This is a genomic window from Algicola sagamiensis DSM 14643 (assembly GCF_000374485.1).
In the GTDB taxonomy this organism is placed as follows: domain Bacteria; phylum Pseudomonadota; class Gammaproteobacteria; order Enterobacterales; family Alteromonadaceae; genus Algicola; species Algicola sagamiensis.
This window is the reverse complement of record NZ_KB894493.1, coordinates 314,574-335,396: the sequence shown is the minus strand read 5'-3', so window position 1 is coordinate 335,396 and position 20,823 is coordinate 314,574. Positions and strand designations below refer to the sequence as shown.

The 20,823-nt window shown below is 42.2% G+C and carries 17 protein-coding genes; 8 read left to right on the top strand and 9 right to left on the bottom strand.

The genetic code is table 11. The features are described 5' to 3' along the window. Positions 1-53: 53 nt before the first annotated feature. A complete protein-coding gene (locus C505_RS21720; RefSeq protein WP_018691943.1) occupies positions 54-1,256 on the top strand; it encodes an MFS transporter in 1,203 nt (400 codons plus the stop codon). On the opposite strand, the gene C505_RS0107305 is transcribed toward C505_RS21720, so the two are convergent. After that, entirely contained in the window at positions 1,221-2,660 is a 1,440-nt protein-coding gene (locus C505_RS0107305; protein WP_018691942.1) for a coniferyl aldehyde dehydrogenase, read from the bottom strand. The two genes, C505_RS21720 and C505_RS0107305, sit on opposite strands and share 36 nt — an antisense overlap. A gap of 186 nt (positions 2,661-2,846) precedes the next feature. On the opposite strand from C505_RS0107305, the gene C505_RS0107300 reads away from it, so the two are divergent. From C505_RS0107300 to C505_RS0107290, 3 genes are read left to right on the top strand one after another with little or no spacing between them, the layout of a single operon-like run. Then, entirely contained in the window at positions 2,847-3,419 is a 573-nt protein-coding gene (locus C505_RS0107300) for an elongation factor P hydroxylase (protein WP_018691941.1), read from the top strand. Then, the gene (locus tag C505_RS0107295; protein ID WP_018691940.1) at positions 3,388-4,530 is read left to right on the top strand and encodes an ATP-NAD kinase family protein; all 1,143 of its coding nucleotides are present in this window, start codon (positions 3,388-3,390) and stop codon (positions 4,528-4,530) included. Before C505_RS0107300 ends, C505_RS0107295 begins: the two co-directional genes overlap by 32 nt. After that, positions 4,524-4,802 (top strand): YfcL family protein, encoded by a 279-nt coding sequence (locus C505_RS0107290; protein WP_018691939.1) that lies wholly within the window; start codon positions 4,524-4,526, stop codon positions 4,800-4,802. The genes C505_RS0107295 and C505_RS0107290 overlap by 7 nt, the downstream gene beginning before the upstream one ends. Before the next feature lie 55 nt (positions 4,803-4,857). On the opposite strand, the gene dsbB is transcribed toward C505_RS0107290, so the two are convergent. Beyond that, the gene (gene dsbB / locus C505_RS0107285; protein ID WP_018691938.1) at positions 4,858-5,382 is read right to left on the bottom strand and encodes a disulfide bond formation protein DsbB; all 525 of its coding nucleotides are present in this window, start codon (positions 5,380-5,382) and stop codon (positions 4,858-4,860) included. Positions 5,383-5,445: 63 nt separating this feature from the next. Further along, positions 5,446-7,038, bottom strand: a complete 1,593-nt coding sequence (nhaB, locus tag C505_RS0107280) for a sodium/proton antiporter NhaB (protein WP_026317810.1) — start codon at positions 7,036-7,038, stop codon at positions 5,446-5,448. A 296-nt stretch (positions 7,039-7,334) separates the two neighbouring features. On the opposite strand from nhaB, the gene fadR reads away from it, so the two are divergent. Next, positions 7,335-8,051, top strand: a complete 717-nt coding sequence (gene fadR / locus C505_RS0107275; RefSeq protein ID WP_018691936.1) for a fatty acid metabolism transcriptional regulator FadR — start codon at positions 7,335-7,337, stop codon at positions 8,049-8,051. 149 nt (positions 8,052-8,200) lie between these two features. Here fadR and fabA read toward each other — a convergent pair whose 3' ends face one another. The 4 genes from fabA to C505_RS21715 all read right to left on the bottom strand — a co-directional run bounded on the left by fabA (position 8,201) and on the right by C505_RS21715 (position 13,939). After that, positions 8,201-8,719: a 3-hydroxyacyl-[acyl-carrier-protein] dehydratase FabA gene (gene fabA / locus C505_RS0107270; protein ID WP_018691935.1), complete on the bottom strand. Its 519-nt coding sequence runs from the start codon at positions 8,717-8,719 to the stop codon at positions 8,201-8,203. Positions 8,720-8,978: 259 nt separating this feature from the next. Continuing rightward, positions 8,979-9,452, bottom strand: a complete 474-nt coding sequence (locus C505_RS0107265) for an FkbM family methyltransferase (RefSeq protein WP_083938292.1) — start codon at positions 9,450-9,452, stop codon at positions 8,979-8,981. A gap of 435 nt (positions 9,453-9,887) precedes the next feature. Continuing rightward, positions 9,888-12,416 carry a M9 family metallopeptidase gene (locus C505_RS0107255; protein ID WP_018691932.1) on the bottom strand — a complete coding sequence of 843 codons (2,529 nt, stop codon included), beginning with the start codon at positions 12,414-12,416 and terminating at the stop codon, positions 9,888-9,890. Positions 12,417-12,652: 236 nt separating this feature from the next. Then, entirely contained in the window at positions 12,653-13,939 is a 1,287-nt protein-coding gene (locus C505_RS21715) for a hypothetical protein (protein WP_018691931.1), read from the bottom strand. A gap of 186 nt (positions 13,940-14,125) precedes the next feature. Here C505_RS21715 and C505_RS0107245 point away from each other — a divergent pair, with 186 nt between their 5' ends. Next, on the top strand, positions 14,126-15,595 hold the full coding sequence (locus C505_RS0107245) for a thioredoxin-like domain-containing protein (RefSeq protein WP_211215060.1): 1,470 nt from the start codon (positions 14,126-14,128) through the stop codon (positions 15,593-15,595). A gap of 143 nt (positions 15,596-15,738) precedes the next feature. Beyond that, on the top strand, positions 15,739-16,215 hold the full coding sequence (locus C505_RS0107240; protein WP_018691929.1) for a Dps family protein: 477 nt from the start codon (positions 15,739-15,741) through the stop codon (positions 16,213-16,215). Positions 16,216-16,218: 3 nt separating this feature from the next. Here the strand turns inward: C505_RS0107240 and C505_RS0107235 are convergent, their stop codons facing one another. After that, on the bottom strand, positions 16,219-17,382 hold the full coding sequence (locus C505_RS0107235) for a methanobactin export MATE transporter MbnM (protein WP_018691928.1): 1,164 nt from the start codon (positions 17,380-17,382) through the stop codon (positions 16,219-16,221). A 7-nt stretch (positions 17,383-17,389) separates the two neighbouring features. Then, complete coding sequence (locus C505_RS0107230; protein WP_018691927.1) at positions 17,390-18,175, bottom strand: MbnP family copper-binding protein; 786 nt, start codon at positions 18,173-18,175, stop codon at positions 17,390-17,392. Positions 18,176-18,576: 401 nt separating this feature from the next. Between C505_RS0107230 and C505_RS0107225 the strand changes: the two genes are divergently transcribed. Further along, the gene (locus tag C505_RS0107225; protein ID WP_018691926.1) at positions 18,577-20,451 is read left to right on the top strand and encodes a S8 family serine peptidase; all 1,875 of its coding nucleotides are present in this window, start codon (positions 18,577-18,579) and stop codon (positions 20,449-20,451) included. The last annotated feature ends 372 nt before the right edge of the window (positions 20,452-20,823 follow it).

The window sequence follows — 20,823 nt, the reverse complement described above, 5'->3', positions numbered from 1 at the left end:
TTGAAAGCAGTGCTTAACAGCGCTGCTTTCAATACTAGGTGATGGGAGGGTGTATGTTGAGTGCTGATCAACGTCAATTTTGGATGGTCAGTTCAGTATATTTCTTCTTCTTTTCTGTTTTAGGTGTTGTTTCTCCTTACTTGAGTATCTTTTTAAGTGGTGAAGGGTTCTCTTCGGAAGATATTGGGATCCTGCTTGGTGTCGCGACGCTCATGCGTGTGATTGGTCCTTCACTTTGGGCGCAAATTGCGGATAAAAAAGGACAGTTACATCGCCTGATTCAAATTGGTGGAATGCTTGCAGTCATCAGTTTTGGCTTTATTTTTTTCTTCAAAGATTTTTGGCCGCTCTTGATTATCTTAGCCTTGGTGAATTTATTTTGGACTGCAATTTTACCGCAGATGGAAGTCATTTCACTTGGGATCACACAAGGTACTGATCGAAATTACAGCCAGATCCGCTTATGGGGATCGCTCGGTTTTATTGTTGCTGTTCTCCTTGCTGGTGTCTGGCTGGAATGGTTTGGCTCGCATCGATTGCCAGAGCTGATCATGTTGCTCATGATTTGTTTGATTCTCAACGCCTTTTTTTTGCGTTCTAGCCCTGTTACACCTCAAAGTACTTCTAAGAAAAACTCTCTGATTAAAAGAATGTGCACGACGCCATTCATCATTTTCTTTTGTTATGCTTTTTGCTTGCAACTCAGTACTGCGCCTTTCAATAGTTTCTTTGGGTTATTGCTGACTGAGCACCTGAATTTTTCGGGATATTGGGTCGGTGCTTTAATTACTGTCGGTGTTTTCGCGGAAATCGTCGCTTTTCTATATGCGAGTCGATTTTTTAGTCTCTGGTCAGTGAAATCAATATTGATAGTTTGTGTTTTCTTTACCATATTACGGTGGTGTATTCTTGGCTTTGTGCCGCATATCATCCCATTGCTAGTCTTCAGCCAGTTGATCCATGCACTCAGTTTTGCCATGACCCATGCAGCCGCAATTCAGTTTATTCATGACTATTTTGAACCCCATCAACTCAGTCGTGCACAGGCATTTTATGCTGGTCTTGTCTATTCTGGAGCGGGAGCTATTGGCGCTTATTTGGCTGGCATGACTTGGCAAAATGGGGCAGGGGCCCTTTGGACATACCAATGGGCCGCTCTTGTTGCGCTTGTTTCGCTGCTCTTTGTACTGATGATGTCCAAAGAACAGCCTGAGCCAGATTCAACGCATAAAGGCTTTCAAGACGAGGCTCAGTAATGAACGTCGATAGGGTGGGTAGACAAACTGGCCGCTATTAATCTTGCCTTTTTGGTGAATGGGTTTCGCTTTACTGAATGTTAAAAAGCCTTCATGTCCATGGTAGTGGCCCATACCAGATGCACCGATACCGCCAAAGGGAAGATCTTCCTGACCGACATGCATCATCGTGTCATTGATGGTCACCCCACCACTGTGAGAATTTTCCATCCAACGTTGAATGGTTGAGTTATCATTTGAAAAAAGATACAAAGCAAGTGGTTTCGGACGAGTTGCAACATATTGCAATGCTTGCTTTGTGGATTCGTAAGGGACGATTGGTAGAATAGGGCCAAATATTTCGTCTTTCATGAGCTTTAATGATTCGCCAGCATTTACAATCAACTGTAAAGGGAGTTTTTGTTTTTCACGATAGGCGGAATAGTCATCCTCAAGGCATGAAATAATGATGGCATCGGTTTGACTAGCTTCATCTAGACAGTCGAACAATCGCTTTCGTTGTCTATCATTGATGATGCTTGTGTAATCCGGGTTATCTTCAACGGTTGGATAAAACCGCTGAAAATTAGCTTGAATTTCTTTGACAAGATGATCAATTTTGTTTGCTGGACAAAGAATATAGTCAGGCGCAACACAAGTTTGCCCTGCGTTTGCACACTTGCCAAACAAGATCCTTGGAACCGCTTCTTTGAGGTTGGCATCTGGTGCGATAATTGTGGGTGATTTTCCGCCTAACTCTAATGTGACAGGAGTCAGGTTTTCGGATGCCGCTCGCATGACATGTCGGCCAACTGAGGTTGCACCCGTAAATAGTAAGTGATCAAATGGCAGTGTTGAAAACGCAACACCCACATCTGCTTCCCCTTGGATCACTCTTACGTAATGTTCACCAATCGTATCATGAATGATCCGTTTAAGAACTGCATTAAAGTTCGGGGTATATTCAGATAGTTTCATCATCACCTTATTGCCGGCTGCGATTGCGGAAATTAATGGACCGACGGATAGCAATAGTGGGTAGTTCCAAGGAACGATGATGCCGACAACCCCAAGCGGTTGATACATGATTTTGTTCTTGGCAGGTTGAAAAAGCAGGTGAACTGGGCGCTTTTGAGGCTTGACCCATGATTTGAGGTGCTTCACCGTATGTTTGATGCTGTTGATTGCAGTCATCAATTCTAGTAATCGAGTTTCATGATGGCTTCGATGGCCAAAATCCTGGCTAATCGCTTCACAGATTTCGTCTTGATGACGCAAAAGCCCATCTTTAAGCTCTAGAAGAATTGCTTTTCGTTTTTGATGGCAGGGGTAGGACTCTTTCTGGAAGTCCTCTCTTAATTTATCCAATTTATGTAGTAGTTTGCTTTGGATTGGATCATTCGTCATCGCGGGTTCGGCATGCATAGTTAGTCTCCTCAAGCGTGCTCAAATTTTATAACCCAGCATTGATAAAAGAACAAGCGGGATAAGGATTTTTATAAGATTTTTAAATCAATGTCGTGGCTATCGAACTAGACTCGACTGACTTTTTACTTTCTACCGATAAACCAGTAAAATGCGGTCGTTTTGTAGTGAATAGATGTCTACCCCATGCAGCATAAAATTGAAGAGATTATTCATCTGTTTAATCAGACTTTTGAGTCAACCTTTCAGACACGGTTAGTCAAAGGAGATGATGAACCAATATATTTACCAGCAGATGAAAGCAATTGCTATCACCGTGTGGTGTTTGCGCATGGTTATTATGCCAGTGCACTCCATGAGATTGCGCATTGGTGTATTGCTGGGGCTGCGAGGCGACTATTGGAAGACTATGGGTATTGGTATTGTCCAGATGGCCGTGATGAAACTCAGCAAGCCAAATTTGAAGTTGTTGAAGTCAAGCCACAGGCTGTGGAGTGGGGGCTGGCTGTTGCTGCTGGATTTCCATTTCAAGTCAGCTGTGACAACCTAAACGGTGTAGAGCCTGATCGCTTGGCATTTCAAAAGAAAGTTTACGACCAAGTGGGCATCTACCTCAGTCAAGGCTTTCCGCCTCGCGCAGAGACGTTGATGAAGGCGCTCGCAAAACACTATGGCATATCGATGCCGTTATCAATCAAAGATTTCGAATTTAAAGGTCGAGTTGAGGATGCAGAAATTACGTGTCGGCTTCATCGTTAATCCAATCGCAGGTTTAGGTGGGAGTGTAGCGCTCAAGGGGACGGATGGTGAATCTATCCTACAACAGGCAAAAGCGTTGGGGGCACAACCAATGTCTCCTCATCGTGCGAGTAAAGCACTCTCGGTACTTTTGCCTTATCAAGCTCAGATGGAAGTTTTTAGCGCTTCCTCTGGAATGGGATATGAACTTGCCAAGGAAATGGGCTTTATTTCCCATGAAGTCTATCGACCAGCCAGTGATGAGACTTGCCCAAGCGATACAGAATCCGCAATTAGAGCAATGGCAGGATTGGTTGATCTGATTTTATTTGCAGGGGGTGATGGCACAGCAAGAAACATTTGTCATCAACTGGAAGAGTTGGAAATTGAAGTTCCTGTGATTGGCATTCCCGCTGGTTGTAAAATTCATTCAGGTGTTTATGCGATCACACCAAAAGCAGCAGGGCTTGTTGTTGAAAAGATGCTGAAAGGTGAGTTGGTTTCTATCCAGCAAGCCGATGTCATGGATATTGATGAATCTCAGTTTCGAGATGGCATTGTGAAAGCAAAACGATACGGTGAAATGACAACACCGTGTGAGCTTCAATATATTCAGCAAGTTAAAATGGGTGGTAAAGAATCAGAAGAGCTGGTCTTAGATGATTTAGCTGCATTTATTGTCGATGAAATGGAGGTAGGGACCCGCTATGTGATGGGGTCAGGCTCAACCGTTGCTGCCGTTATGGAAACACTTGGTGTTGAGAATACGCTTTTAGGTGTAGATATCATTGAAGATGAACAACTAGTCGCCAGTGATGTGACCGCAAGTCAATTAATTGAACTTACGCAAGGTCGCCCTACGAAACTGATCATCACACTCATTGGTGGACAGGGGCATATTTTTGGCCGTGGAAACCAACAGCTTAGTCCTTCGTTTATCCGACAAATCGGCAAGGAAAACATAATGATCCTTGCAACAAAACAAAAAATTCAGGCATTAGAGGGAAGACCCCTCATTGCGGATACAGGTGACGAACAACTTGATCAGGCATTATCTGGATTGATGAAAGTTGTCACAGGTTATCAAGATTACGTCATGTACCATGTAGGGATGGGAGAAAAAGGTTGTTAGATACATTTATTGAAAAAACGAATCAAGTATTTGATGCATTAGTTGAAAACGGAACGGATGATGAGTTGTTTGCAGGCGGTTATTTAAGAGGTCACTTTGATTTGGCACTTGGTCAACTTCAAATCACAGCGGAAGATTTTACAATCGAAACTTTGCTTTCGGATGTTGAGCAAAGCTTGTTGAAGGCGATCGACCAAGGGGAACTCAATGCGCAAGACATTGTGCTTGTCAGAAGCCTGATGGATAAAATTACAGCATTGACTCCTGCATAAGCAGGAGTCTAACTCGATTCTTTAATCTCGAAAGTGAATCGTTCCTTTCGCAATCTCATATCTTTCTTAGTTTCAATAAACGCCAGCTAAAAACAGTGATAAAAGCTGCTGCATAGCCTAAGAAGATAACGCTCATCCAGCCTGGCATCGACAGCCCAATAAACTGCCAATCAATATTGCCGCAATCACCCGTTGGATTAAATACTTGTGGGAACCATTCATGAAGTGGCATCCAGCTTGGATAATTAGGCAGAAAATCGCAAGTTAAAAAGAAGTGATCTTCTGGATTTGCCTGAATATCTGCATGTTCCTGCGCAATTAAAAAGCCCCAAATTGCAGAAACGCCCCAAGAAACCCAGGCAACAACGCGAACAATAAAGTTTTTTGGCATAGTCATGCCGACCAGTCCGGCAAAGATCAACCCCATGACTGCGGTGCGCTGATAAACGCACATAATGCATGGTTTTAAATCCATGCCATATTGAAAAAATAAAGCAGCAGCTTCCAGGGTAAAGGCGGTGATAAACAAGGCAAACCAAGCGAGGCGGTAGGTAGGCCACTTTTCGAGAGATAGGTTCATTTTATACATCCCCAAACAACACGGCAAGGGCGTTGTCCCTTGCCGCATATTCATTGATTTCTATTAATGGTGTGCGTCTGTTTTGACTTCTGCAGCAGGTAGACTACTTGCATGTTCAATCCAGCCCCAATCATAGAAATTCTGAGTCCAAGACTCAAGTGATGTATAGGTGAAAATCATCCCGACAATGGTTAAGACGATTGTATATGGGAAAGCCATAATCACCATTCGCCCATAAGAAAGCCGGATGAGTGGTGCAATCGATGATGTTAACAAGAATAAGAAGGCAGCCTGTCCATTTGGTGTTGCAACACTGGGTAAGTTCGTGCCTGTATTAATTGCTACAGCAAGCATATCAAACTGATCACGTGTGATCTGTCCATCAGCAAGCGCTTTATATACTTCATTGATGTAAACCGTCCCGACGAAAACATTGTCAGAAACCATTGATAAGACACCATTGGCAATAAAGAACATCAGCAGCTGCATCTTCCCATCGTATTGCAGCACAGCTGTAATGACAGGTTTAAAGAGTCCTTGGTCAACAATAACCGCAACAATGGCGAAGAATACACAAAGAAGTGCGGTGAAGGGGAGTGCCTCTTCAAATGCTTTTCCGATTTGGTGCTCATCCGTGATGCCAGCTGTTGTCGTCGCCAAGATAATGACGGATAGTCCAATTAAGCCAACCGCAGCTAAATGGAATGCAAGTGCAACGACAAGCCATAAAGCGATCAGGCACTGAACGAACAGGTTTACTTTTTCACGAATACAACGCTGTTTATCTTCCTCTTTATCGTATTCTTCCAGTATGTGCCTGACGGACTCAGGGAGCTGAGCACCGTAGCCAAAGACCTTAGTTTTTTCTAGAAAGAAGGTTGTTAAGAGGCCCGCAAAAAATACAGGGAACGTAATCGGAGACATTCGAATAACGAATTCGATGAATTCCCAACCTGCTTTTTGCGCAATAATCAGGTTTTGTGGTTCACCAACCATTGTACATACGCCACCCAATGCGGTACCAATCCCTGCATGCATCATCAGATTTCGCAGGAAAGCACGGAAGCCATCAAGATCTTCTCGCTTCATACTTTCTACTTGATCGTCGTTACTCAAGTCATGATCACCGCCACCGGCTTTCATTCCAGAGACAACTTTGTGGTAAATCGAGTAGAAACCAACAGAAACACTGATGATGACTGCGATCACAGTCAACGCATCAAGGAATGCGGATAAAAACGCAGAAAAGAAGGTAAATGCAACGGATAGTGCAACTTTGGAGCGCAATCGGATCAAGAGCTTCGTGAAGGTAAATAACAAGAGGTTCTTCATAAAGTAAATCCCTGCGACCATGAAGATCAACAGGAGGAGAACTTCCAGGTTTTCCGTAATTTCGTGTTTAACATGCCCCGGGGTCGTCATACCAATGAGTAAGGCTTCAAATGCGAGTAAACCACCGGGTTGCAGTGGATAACATTTGAGTGCCATGGCGAGCGTAAAAATAAACTCGAGTACGAGTACCCAGCCTGCCAAATAAGGATTGAAATAAAAAAGAATGGGGTTTATCACCAAAAACGCGAAAATCGTATTCTTATACCATTCTGGGGCATTCCCCATAAAGTTCTTATAGAAAGCTGCGGGGATTGAATATTGCATGATGATATTGATACCTTCCTGCACACATATTATTTAGATGGTGGAACCATACACTCTGCATGTCATGTTTTTCAAGTAAAAAACGAATAATTCTCTATGCTTAACTCGATATTAAAAAATTAGGTACGACATAATTGTAGAGAATTTTTTCGGTTTGTAGGAAGTTTCTTGCGAAAATTAAAGGAAAAGAATAAAAATAGTACTTTAGTTTTAAGCTCTGAGTGCTTGAGCAAGCGCTATCATCTGGTACAATCAGTGAAGGTGAATGAATCATTCGAAAACGAGTTACAACGTAAATGAATATAATTAAAGCACAAAGTCCAGCAGGGTTTGCCGAAGAATATATCGTAGAGTCGATATGGAATGGAAAATTTGCCCCGGGCTCTATTTTACCTGCTGAGCGCGAGCTTTCTGAGTTAATTGGTGTTACACGGACAACGTTACGTGAAGTTCTTCAACGTTTGGCCCGTGATGGATGGTTAACGATTCAGCATGGGAAACCGACAAAGGTCAATAACTTCTGGGAAACTTCTGGGCTGAATATCTTAGAGACACTGGCTCGTTTAGATCAGGACAGAATGCCTGAATTAGTTGATCAGCTTTTATCCGCAAAAACAAATATCAGCGCAGTTTATATCCGTGCGGCGATCAAAAATAATCAAGAAAAAGTACTTGAAGCATTGAGTAAAGTTGAGCACATGGGTGATGACCCGGTTGATTTTGCACATCGAGATTATCAGTTGAATCATGATTTGGCCCTTGCTTCAGGCAATGCTATCTATGTCTTGACGCTGAATGGGTTTCGCAGTTTATATAGTAAGATTGCATCTTTTTACTTTAGTAACCCGGAAGCAAGAAAAATCGCAAATAATTTCTATCACAAGTTGAAAGATTATGCGAAGCAAGGCAAACATGATGAAGCCGTTATTTTTGTCAGAAAATACGGATTAGAAAGTGGTGGTGTTTGGAACAGTATGCGCAAGGATATTCCAGCAGATTTAATGGAAAGATAAAATCCAGGTGTATTGATACATAAAGGTTGAAGAGATCAATACACCTTGACTGAATCTGGTAACATGCCAATTTGCTGTGAGCCAATTAAAAAGCCCAGCATGACAGAACATACTGGGCTTTTTATGCGCCAAGCTTGAAAAAAATTGAGCTAGAAACTTGATGTATCTTTAAACAGACCAACTTTTAAATCTGTTGCGGTATAAATGACACGGCCATCGACTTCTACAAACCCATCGGCAATGCCCATAAAGAGTTTGCGTTTGATGACACGTTTCATATCAATCTTATAGCGTACACGTGTAGCACTAGGGAGGATTTGGCCAGTAAATTTCACCTCACCAACACCGAGCGCTCGACCTCTTCCTTCACCACCTGACCAGCCAAGGAAGAAGCCAACCAACTGCCACATTGCATCGAGGCCAAGGCAGCCAGGCATGACAGGGTCACCAATAAAATGACAATCAAAAAACCAGAGATCAGGTGAAATATCTAATTCAGCAATAATTTCTCCTTTATCGTACTCTCCACCAACATCAGCGATATGGGAGATACGATCCAGCATGAGCATATTTGGTGCTGGAAGCCGACTATTACCTTCCCCAAATAATTCCCCTCGGCTACATGCAAGAATTTCTTCTTTATTAAATTGATTTTTGGTATTAAACATTGAATTTCGTCCTGATCGATAAGCAGGGATACTTTAGCGTACACGTGTTAGCTTAACAACTCTGACGAGTGAATTTTTTATGAAATTAAATAAGTTGGGTACAAAGGTGCTTTCATGCACTGACAAAGCATAGCTGTTTGTAGAAAAGCTGCGTGGAGAATTCAATGATGTTTTGATGAAATGATAAAAAGAATAGATCACAGTATGGATATCAAGAGGGGCGATCAACGACAACCCCCATCATCATGCTTATCTGGTACTATTCGTATCGAACAGAGAAAATATTTTCCCCACGAAAAATAAAGTCTTGTTCCAAATCAGCAATCATTTTTAGAAATAGCTTTGCTGTCCCTTCTGTAGGAAGCATCCAGTCGTGCAACTCAACGATTGAGAGGAAAAACAGATCAAACCAGGATGTATCTCCAGTGAATAGATCTTTTTCTCCACCTTCGATATCAACTTTGAGTAGAAATGGTTTTAGTTTTTTATCGGTGGTACTATCCAGTAAGTCAGTCATTGAAATGACATTCACAACTTCACCTTCATCACTGTCATCACCAAGTCGATATGCCCATTCTCCATCACCTGGATCCACGAGCTTTTGCTGACCAGATTGATTCGATATCGCATATTGCACGTATTCAGTATTCAGATCTGCGGTATTTTCCTTCAGTAGAGAAAAGTTCTCTGGATCGGGTTCTACGTGATGATTTTTGCATCTGGGAACATGCACTAAAACTCAGCGCTGATGCACCAATACTTGCACCGCAATCAACAATGAGTGGAATGTACCCTTCGTCAAGGATGGTCTGATATTGCTCGAAAACCTGATTACTTCGCTTTAAAAATGATAAGTCGTAGTCATGCTGTTTGAAAGTTTGCTGAATAACGCCTTCATCAGCAAAGCTGTCTCGATACACAAAAATTCTGCTTTCGACCTGTGGACGTAAGAATTCAAACTTTTTAGTTTTTTTGATGGTGTATTTTTTTCTTCTTCTTTGAGGGTAAGTTCTATTTTTTTAGGGTTTATTGGCCATAAGCGACTCAGGTTTTTCTTTTTATTGTGGGATCTTATCATGTCATGAATGACTATTTAAGTTGTGATAAGAAGTAAAAACCCCCAACCAGGAACTGGCAGAGGGTTTGTTGGATGATTGATGGACCGAGATTAGAAGTAAGTTGCGTACAGCTCAAGACCTTCTGCATACTGATCAGAAGTCAGCATCAAATAAACGTAACCACTTTGAGAAACAGGTAGCTCAATATATTCATGGCTATCAGAGCTTTCTGATTTTGCACCATATGTTGATGTGCTTGGCCAGTTTCCTTCAGAGACATATAGATTGACATTCGCATTTGTTTCAGACTGAGGAGTTAACCATACTCGGACAGTGCTATAGCCTTCCGGAACATAGAAATCAACATAACGTCTTTGATGAATATCAAGGCGTATTGGTGCTCTATCTTCAACTCTGACAGGTGATAAATCGTCTTGGCCAGATGGTGAAGTATTTGTTTGATCTGAATTTCCGTGATCTGTCGGCTCATCTGGTGTAACGGTTGTATCTGGCTCCTGTGGCGTCGTTGTCACTGGCTCAGTTGTTCCAGTGGATTGAACGTTTGCAATAAGTTGAACGTTATTAAACGCGCCTCGTCCTGCAACACTGATGTAATAGCGTCCTGGTTGAATAGAATCAATTTTCACAGTTTCATGACTGCTACCAACTGATGGGCTAGAGTATTGAGCATCATAGTAATGAGCCTTTCTCTCATGGCTGATATATAAATCAGCATCACCATCACCAGCTATTGTAAATGATAATGAAGTCGCATTCTCAGGTACATCAACGAAATAGTACTTTTGGCTATATGGTTCGCCAGATAAACGAACTGGGTGGTTTGCAAGTAGGGCAGTGACGTTTTCATTATTACCTTGATCCGGTTGCCCTGTATTTTGATCCGGAACTGTTGGTGCAGGTGTCGGTGGCTGTTGAACAGAACTATCAGAAGAGACGCTCTCAAGCCATGCGCTAAACTCATTATCATAGCGGGATGCTACACGTTTGATCTGTGATGCCCAACCTTTGTAATTTCCAGAGCGACTCAATGCAAGTAATGGTTGAACTTCTTCAGGATGCTTCTCAAATAAGAAACGAACACCAAGATAACCCCAGCGGTAAATACGATTGATGTCATTGTTATATGAAGTTGCAACCACTTGAGAAAGTGTATATGTCTTCTCTTTCGCTAGGCGGACAGCCTCCGGGTAGTCTTGTTGGTGGGCCATGTACTCGGCAAATCCTTCTAACCACCACACGATATAGCCTTCTTTTAAGTTATGGCTAAATCCACCCTTTTGGTTATATCGACCATCTAGGTAATGGACATATTCATGCTCAAGATTCCAAACGGCGAAGCCGTGATGGTTGTCCTGGCGGTATGCAACAAATCGAGCTTGATTTCCATCTTTTGCTGGATCGCCTTCCAGATATTGACCACCATTATTCGTTGTATTTCCAAATAGGAAGCTCGAATAAGTGACATAATCCTTATTGGAGTCAAATACTGCAACTTCAACGGTTTTGTTTTTATCGTTCGCCACGGGTGCATGGTTGGTTTGGACAAGCTGGTGGAATCGTGATTCCTGCTTGGTCAGTTTTTCACAGCTGTCCATTGCTTGCTGCTTCGTCATGTTTTGTGCTCTGACGATTGCAGGTCCATGACAACGATGTCGTAATGTCATGACCTTGGATTCAAGCTTTTGTTTGGCATCAGAAAGCCCAAGACCTGCCGCTTTATCACGAGCGTAGTAGGTCACCATTTCTGCTATACCGACCCAAACTTTGTCACTTTTACCTCCAAGTGGATATCGTGTCAGGAGATCTTGATAGATTTTCAGAACAGTATCCTTGGTACGCTGATCTCCGATCCCCATAAGGCGACCTAATTCTCGAGATGCATTTGCAACGATGAATTCCGCATCCGTACCAATCGCCCAATCGTTTTTCAAAACAAATTGATAGATTGAATTCACATAGCGTGGGTTTGCCGCAACGTGATCATAGTATGCTTGTCGCCCTGAATGACCAGCCATTGCGCGGAAAAGGTTATTCAATGCACCAACATATTGGGTTTCTTTCGCGGTATCCTGATTAAAGCTATCCAGTAAACGAACCATACGAGCCATATTATCTTGTAGTCGTTTCACGTTATCTGTCATGATCGTCATACTATTTAAAGCTGCAACCTGATCACGACCAAGATTTTTTGCGTGTAGATTGTTTAAAAAAGCAGTAATGTTTTTGGAAATCGCGATATCTAATTCTTTCGGATAATCTCCAACTTCATTTTTGATACTATAGCGGACATAGTATGCTGCACGAATAAACTCACCTAAGTTTGTGATCTGCTTCGCTTGTTCATCTTCTCCACGATAGGATGCAATGAGCCGTTTTAGCTCTTGATTCACTTCAATGACTTGCTGATCGGTATATAGCTTTTCGAATATTTCTTTATTTGCACCGAACCAGCTACCATAGCAGCTATTATCTGCTGTTTTGATTGCTGCAAGTTGTGAAGCGCCAGAAGCACCAGCAATTGTTTGAGCATCACATTGACCAGCAGCTTGTGCGTTCATGAAAGGAAAGCCAAGCGAAACGAGAAGAGAAAGCTGCGTCAATCGGAAATACTTTTTCATTATACGTACCTCTAAGGTAAACTTTGTGTTAATTCCGAGGGCATTTATACAGGAGTGAAATGTGAATTCAAAGTAAATATTTACATAATTTACATTTATTTTGTTTTTTCGAAACGAAGATCGGTAAAATTGCGTATAAAATCGCAAGGTTAGAATATTCACTCTAAATAATATATTTGAGCGCATCCATGCGCATTTTTCTTGAAATGGTTATTCTTGGACATTTTGGGAGTGTTTTAGCCACCACTGTATTGATCAAATTTCCATCTTCCTTCAATGCTAAAGTCTGAGTAATTCAGCCATAATTGATGTCCTTCTCTATCTATTTGCTGTCTCAATTGAAGTAATTCTATGAGTTGAGGTGCAGTATGAGGTACAGAGAAAGCGTAATCACTCCCAAATGATGCCTGACAAATTTGCTGACCTGTTTGGAAAGTGCCTTTTTGTGTTGTGATTTTCCAAGTATTTTCTGAGAAGTGATAACATGCATAAGCAAATTGCTTGTCGCAGGATATATCATTAAAACGACCGTCTTGATTCAGCACGGCACAATGTTCGCGACCGCCTGTATTATTTGGCTCGCCTTCAGCCCAACTCCAAATCATTGCTTTCATTCGGCTATCATAGAATCTTAATGGTTCGACACCTATGATCCCAAGTCCACACTGTATTGCCTCTTGTGCAAATGAATCTGTGATGGGATGATTCTTACCAAACCAATCTGTTAATCGCGTTGCATCTTCATAAATACGCACGAGACGTGTTTTAACTTGCTGGGCTGTTAAGCCATTGACCGTACATTCGGGAAAGCCAGAAAAGGAGCCATTTTTGGTGGTCCAAAGGTAATCATGAACATAAGAAGACCAAAGATGATTCTCGCAATCTCCACCAATCAGCAGGATTTGCTTCCCTGTTTGTAGGATGGCTTCTTTAGATAAGTGCAGAGGGAAACGATTACATCCGTCTGGACGATATACCCATTGGCCAATTCGATTTTCAATAAGTTTGATCGCTTCTCGGTAGTGCCCATCTAAATGATCTTCCATGTAAATCGTCAGTAGCGCATTGCGATGTTGTGGCTGTTTTAACCAGTTCGCGATTTCTTTTAAGGCATCATCTAAACGGCGATCAAAGACACTACAACCGATATGTTTATCGGTCCCATGGCATAGTAAGACTTCTTTCTTAAATCGAGTCCCTAATGTCCAGTGGATATCAAGCTCTAAGGCACGAACGCCCATATTCAGCTGTTGGGTCAGACTCAGTTCATGATTGGGATCCCAATAACTGCCAAGATTCGCGTAGGCATCTGAGTTATAACTATTATGGGTATACAAAAAGCTTGCCTGACTGATGGGGAGTTGGAAATCGAGTTGACTTTGCAGGGTGATCGCACGGTGCATCCAACTCTGATAATAATCGTTGGCTGCTGCATATGATGTCATAGAAACGACGAGCAATAATAAATTAAGAATTTTGTGTTGATTGAAGTGATGTTGAATCGTTTTATATCGATAGTGCATGTGGGGTGTTCCTACATTTGTTTATTATTATGTATGCGAGAACAGCTTGCCCACTCAGTGTAACGAGAATGTAATTTATAAAATATGAACTTTTTTTGAACATGCCGATGTCAAGGTGTGAAAGAAAAAATAAGGTTCCACGTTCTTGATCACAATAGACCCATGTGCGCTAAAAGAGGCAATATGATGATCCGAGTTCTATTTATAATGTTGTTTTTGTGCTCCTGCACGATGGAAGCCTTACCGAGCTTAAAGCTCTCCAAGGAGCTGGAGTGGCTCAATGTTTCTCGTCCACTGACTGAAAAAGACCTACAAGGTAAAGTCGTTCTTCTGGATTTTTGGACCTATGGCTGCGTCAACTGTATTCATGTCATTCCGGATCTTCATCGATTAGAAGAGGAGTTTGGGGAACACCTGGCCGTTATTTCTGTTCATTCTCCAAAGTTTGATAATGAAAAAAATACAGCACTATTGAAGCGTGTTGTGCGTCGTTATGAGATCCAGCATGCGGTTGCAAATGATATTGAGTTTAAATTATGGCGGCGTTATCAGGCCCGAGCTTGGCCAACGTTTGTGCTGTTTGACCCCAATGGCGAACATGTAGGAAACTTATCAGGCGAAGGGCATTACGAGACATTACATAAGGCGATTACAATCTTGCTGGAAGAGCACAAGTACCGTTTATCCAGTAAACCACTCCCGATAGATCTAGAAAGCAAGCCGGATACTTTTTTGGATTCACCGGGTAAAATTACGTCTGATGGGCAACGTGTCGTTATTGCAGATTCACTCAATCATCGGATTGTGATCACAGACAAACAGGGTAAAGTGACTGACTTGATTGGCGGCACAGGATCTGGCTTTACGGATGGTAGCTACCAGAAAGTGAAGTTCAATTCACCTCAGGGGGTCACTCTGGATGGGGAAATGTTGTTTGTCGCAGATACGAACAACCATGCTATCCGCCAAATTGATTTGAAGAAAAGGACAGTCACAACGATTGCTGGAACGGGTAAATTGGGCCGTGGTTATGGGATTTACGCCGACCCTAAAAGAACAGATCTCCGCTCCCCTTGGGGACTCGCCAAGCGTGGGCAGGACTTATATATTGCGATGGCAGGAACGCATCAGATCTGGAAGCTATCTCTTTCAGAAAATAAATTAAGTGTCTATGCAGGAAGTGGTTATGAAGATATTACCGATGGTAAGTTAGATAAAGCGGCTTTCAGTCAACCGTCGGGGTTGAGCTTTGCGGGTGATTTGCTGCTCATCGCTGACTCAGAAGATTCTGCGGTTCGCGCGATTAATGTCAAGGAAAAAAGAGTGAAGACATGGATTGGTACGGGGTTGTTTGATTTTGGAGATAAAGACGGCTATTGGCAAAAAGCACAACTTCAACATCCGCTTGGTGTCTATGCGGTTTCACCTCAAGAGGTCTGGATCTTGGATACCTATAATCATAAGCTCAAATATATTGACGCCAATGACAGAACGGTGAAGAGTATTACTCAAGATGGATTCACACTGTCTGAGCCTGGAGGTTTGACTCGCTTAGGCGATAAGCTATTGATTGCAGATACCAATCATCACCGGATTGTTGCCTATGACATGAAAAAGAAGATATTCCGCGAGTGGTCAATTCAACACACAAAATGAGAAGATAATATCTAATAAATTTAAGCGATTAACTTGATAGAGGTTAATCGCTTTTGATATTGCAAAGAAACGTCTATTCTTATCTTAAGTTTTTAGCCTAAGTTTTGAAATGCAAACAAATTTAGATTTATAAAGGGGAAACAATGGAAGCTTTAAGTCAAATCGGTTTAGAAAAAGAAGGCTCAGATAATCTTGCAGAAAAACTCAATGAGCTTCTGGCAAACTATCAAATTTTGTATATGAATGTTCGTGGTTTTCATTGGAATATTCGTGGTGAATCATTCTTCGAGTTGCATGCAAAGTTCGAAGAAACTTACAATGACTTGTTAATGAAAGTCGATGAAATTGCAGAACGTGTATTAACACTAGGCTCTGTGCCAGTCCATGCTTACTCAGATTACATTAAAGACAGCACGATTGAAGAGTCGGAAAACCTGACTAATGGCGCTGAATGTGTGAGCTCGCTCCTCAAGAGCTTCCAAATTTTATTACGTATGCAACGTGAGATCTTGGATGATGCAGCTGAGCTTTCCGATGAAGGAACAGCATCTTTGATGAGTGATTACATCAAAGAGCAAGAAAAGTCGATTTGGATGCTCAACGCTTACCTTGGGCACTAAAGATTAATGTGAAGCACTTTCTTCCTGCAGCAATGGCCAAGGATTGGTAAATTGCTCATTGGTGAGGAAGTCTTCGTCCGTTAAACTATCTAAAAATGCCAATAAATCTGACTTTTGTTCATCAGTCAGAATAAGCCCCACCACAAACTCACTTTTATAAGGGTTTGCTGAGCCAAAGCCTTTATTTGGTCCTTCAAGAATGGTTCTGCCACCATCCACATAATGCTCAAGTACATCTTCCAAAGTCGCGATTGAACCATCATGCATGTAAGGGGCTGTGACACGTATATTGCGCAGCGTTGGCGCCCTGAATTTTCCCATATCGGATGCGTTCAACGTAAATGTATATAAGCCACGGTTGTCTTTTGGGTAGCTGCCTTTTCCATCGAGGTTATATAGGCCGTTGTTGTGAAACTCAGAAGGAACAGTACGCGAGTTCGCATGGACACTACTGTCCGAAAAATTAAACCCACCGTGGCAATGAAAACATTCAGTTTTTTCAGAAAAAAACAGTTTCATCCCGCGTTTCGCACTATCAGAAATGGCTTGATGCTCCCCTTGAAGATATTGATCATATGGGGAATTAAATGACAACAAGGTGCGCTGAAAACTACTAATCGCTTTGATCATATTATTGATTGATATTGGGTTATCTTCATTCGGGAATGCTTTTGAGAAATAAGATTGATAGATAGGTACCTGTTGCAATCGTTCCACAAGCTCCTTTTCCTGACCAGCCATACCCATCTCAGGTGGTTCTTCGCCGAATAAAGGGATCAGCATTTGATGTTCAAGTTGTGTGAGTAGTGGGTTCGCCCAGGTAAAATTTGGGTTGTAAGCAACATTGGTTAAAGACATCGCATTTCGAGGAGTGAGATTACCATGTAGACCCTGGCTTAATGTTCGTGGTTCACTAAATGCCAATTTTTGAATATGACAGGTTGCACAGGAGATCTGCTGATTTTGAGACAAGCGTGTGTCGTAAAATAAAAATCGGCCCAAGTTGACTTTCGCTGGATGCATTGGGTTATCTTCAGGAACAGGTGGTGGCGGGATTTCTTTTGGTAAATCCCAGGTAAAACTCTGATGTTGCCAAACATGATAGGCTGCAATCCCACCAACAAAAAGACTGGACATGAAAGCCAAGAGGATCGTAATGAAACGCATAGAAAGCCTATATTTTGGTTGATTGAAGTGCAGGGTGAACGGGTGTTTTTGTTTTTAACCAGGACAATGCCTTTAACCAAGACAGCGTCGTTTGGCACCAGCGCGGCTCCATATCTTCGGCACAAGTTCGTTGAGGGGGCGCAATCGATAGTGTCTGCTTGAGTAAATGTGCAATATCAATTGTTAAAACATCGTTTTTTGGTGAAAACTGATCAAGCTGAACTTGGATCCGATTGGGGACGCGACAATGGTTGATTTGGCCGATTTCTCCTTCACAGCCAAGACTACCTAGATGAAATCGATAAGATTTTTGATTTGATTTTAACTCTAACCGCATAAACTTATAACCACCATTCCAGTGCCAGTGCATGCTGGTATCATCGAGTGGTGCTGTCGCCAGCAATGGATCCGCATGATTTTCTTGAAAAGGGACGCCAAGGTTAAATCGAATTGACTGGTAATTGTTTTTCGGCAGGGAGCCTATGATCGCAGGTGTATTCTCGGATTGTTGCTCACAAGAGGTCATTGCTTGGCGAAAGTCGAGTAATGCAACGGCACGATTTTGATGAGTGACCTCTGGATTGAATTGCAAATCATGCCATTTTCCAGAAAAGTCCTGAAGGGCTACTTGATGAATAAAAAGCCGAAGATCAGTCAGGTGAAATTGACTGTTACGACAAAAATCAGCGAGATGTACTTGTGTCTTGATATGGTACTCTTCATCCTGCTGAAGACACCCGGTTAGAAAAAAAACACTGATAACAAAAATCAATGTGTAATAAAATAGGTGCATATTCTATCGTATTCTTAGAATTTTATATGATCTTTCTTATTGAAATATAAGCGGAAAATATTTGTTCAATCTAGGTATAGTGCAAGATAGCAGCCTGGTCAATCCCACCAAACATCGACAATAAAATTCTAAATGGTTCTATTTTCCTATTTAAGTGCATGGATTTTCGACAATAAAAATTAACTTTTCATTATCATGTAAAAAACAGTTTTTGGTTGCTATTTCGTCTTAATTTTCTTTGTTTTCATAATGAAAAATAAAAAAACATAGTGAATAGAAAAAAAGACAGAATTGTTAATTTGAGATGAGTGTATTTGAAAAAATATTGTTAATTGCCTAAACCTAAAACCACTCACTCATAAATAATGGTGAGAATTTTGATTAGCAAAAGGAAATTAATGATGAAAACGGTTTCTTTAACAACATTCGGTTGTGTTTCTACCCTTTCTTTTATATCTCTCAGTGTTTCAGCTGCAATTGAGCTTTTACATTATCAAACAAAAGCAGAAAAATCAGACCTGCAACGTTATATAGTTCAATTTGCTGAGCCTAAAGTTGCTTTAGCGCAAGGTGAGTTACAAGTGATGTCTCAGGGGCAGCTTTCACCTATGGCCATTGAAGCATTTGCACAATCAGTTCAAGGTCAAGTAGAACTGATCCTTCCCAGTATTGGTGGTGCAGCGATATCCATGAAGCCAACTGAAATCCAGTCTTTATCAAAGAATGCACAAATTAAGCTGATTGAAGTCGATCCAAAACGTTACTTATTAGCGGAAGAAACACCCTATGGGATCACGATGGTTCAAGCACCTGAGGTGAGTGATGCGAACGCAAGTAATAAAAAAGTGTGCATCATGGATACGGGTTATGATCTGGAACACGAAGATTTGATGAACAGTGGCATAACCGGTGATGATGGATACGGTAGTCATGATACAGGCGATTGGTTCAACGATGGACATGGTCATGGAACGCATGTTGCTGGAACAATCGCAGCGGTTGGGAATAACAATAAAGGTGTCGTTGGTGTTAACCCCAGTGGCACTGTTGGTCTGCACATTGTGAAAGTGTTTGATGATGATGGCCGCTGGGCATATGGCTCAAACCTAATTGCAGCCATTGACCAATGTAAAGCAGCAGGGTCGGATGTGATCAGCATGAGTCTTGGTGGTAGTGGATCAAGTCAGGCAGAAGGGGGCGCATTCCAACAAGCGCTTGATGCAGGTATCTTGTCGATTGCGGCAGCAGGCAACAGTGGAAATAGCAATAAATCCTACCCAGCATCCTACGACGCGGTCATGTCCGTGGCTGCGGTGGATAGCTCAGAAAAAGTCGCTAGCTTTTCGCAATATAACAATCAAGTTGAAATTGCAGCCCCGGGTGTTAGTGTAAAATCTACATTGCCAAATAATCGTTATGCGGCTTGGAGCGGTACATCCATGGCAACGCCACATGTCTCAGGAGTTGCTGCACTGGTTTGGTCAAACTTTTCTGAGTGCTCGGTCGGCGATATTCGCCAAGCGCTTAACACCACAGCCAAGGATAAAGGTGACGCTGGCCGTGACAACAAATACGGCTGGGGGATTGTTCAAGCGAAATCCGCCTATGACCACTTAAGTGCTACCACAGACTGCGGCGAGCCACCAAATGATGACGATATCTTGAAAAACGGCAAGCCAGTCCGTGATTTAGCGGGTGATTATGACAGTATGCGGTATTGGAAAATGGCAGTTCCAGCAGGCGCAACGTCACTCAGCTTCGAGACCGCAGGTGGGGAAGGGGACGTTGATCTCTATGTGAAACGCGGGAGCAAACCCACACTCATGGACTACGATTGCCGTCCATTCCAAAAAGGCAACGACGAGACCTGTAACTTCACGGATCCACAATCAGGAGACTGGTATGTGATGTTACGTGGTTATCGCGATTATAAGAGTGTGACTTTAGTCGGTAAGCACGATGCGGATGGTGATGACCGGGGTGGAGAAACCCATACGGATGTCTCTGGTGCCAAGGATGGATGGGTTCGCTATGAAGTCACGATCCCAGCTGGGGCAACCTCATTCAATATTGAAACAAAAGACGGTACAGGCGACGCGGACCTCTATGTTAGAAAAGGCGCAGAACCCACCACTGGCGAATACGATTGCCGCCCATATAAATGGGGCAATGCAGAGCAGTGCTCCTTTAGCAACCCAGATGCTGGCAAATGGTACATCGGTGTCCGTGGCTATGCGGCATTTGAAGGACTCACTGTCAGCTGGACATACGAATAATCATCATTAACGATTATTTTTCACGACTTAGACCCAGAGCCTGCTTGATAGCAGGCTCGACATTTTATGTGTGGCGTGTCTTTATTTTCTATAACAAGAGATCAAAATAGCTGCTTGATGTCGAACAAGTGACAGAAAGTGTGTACTAGCGGTATTGTAATCCCCCCATTTTTAGCAGTAGTTTTTCGTATATATGCTTAAGCTACGTTTGTATAGATCTTTATTTAGAAAGGTTTTGCATGCCCTTTGGGAATAGCAAACAAATTCATATCGTATTTCTGCAAGATTCAAGCAATAGGATCTTCGAAAAAAATATGTATACTTCCTTCTACCGAAAGAAGGCTGGTATATTTTGAAAATGGGTTGACTGAT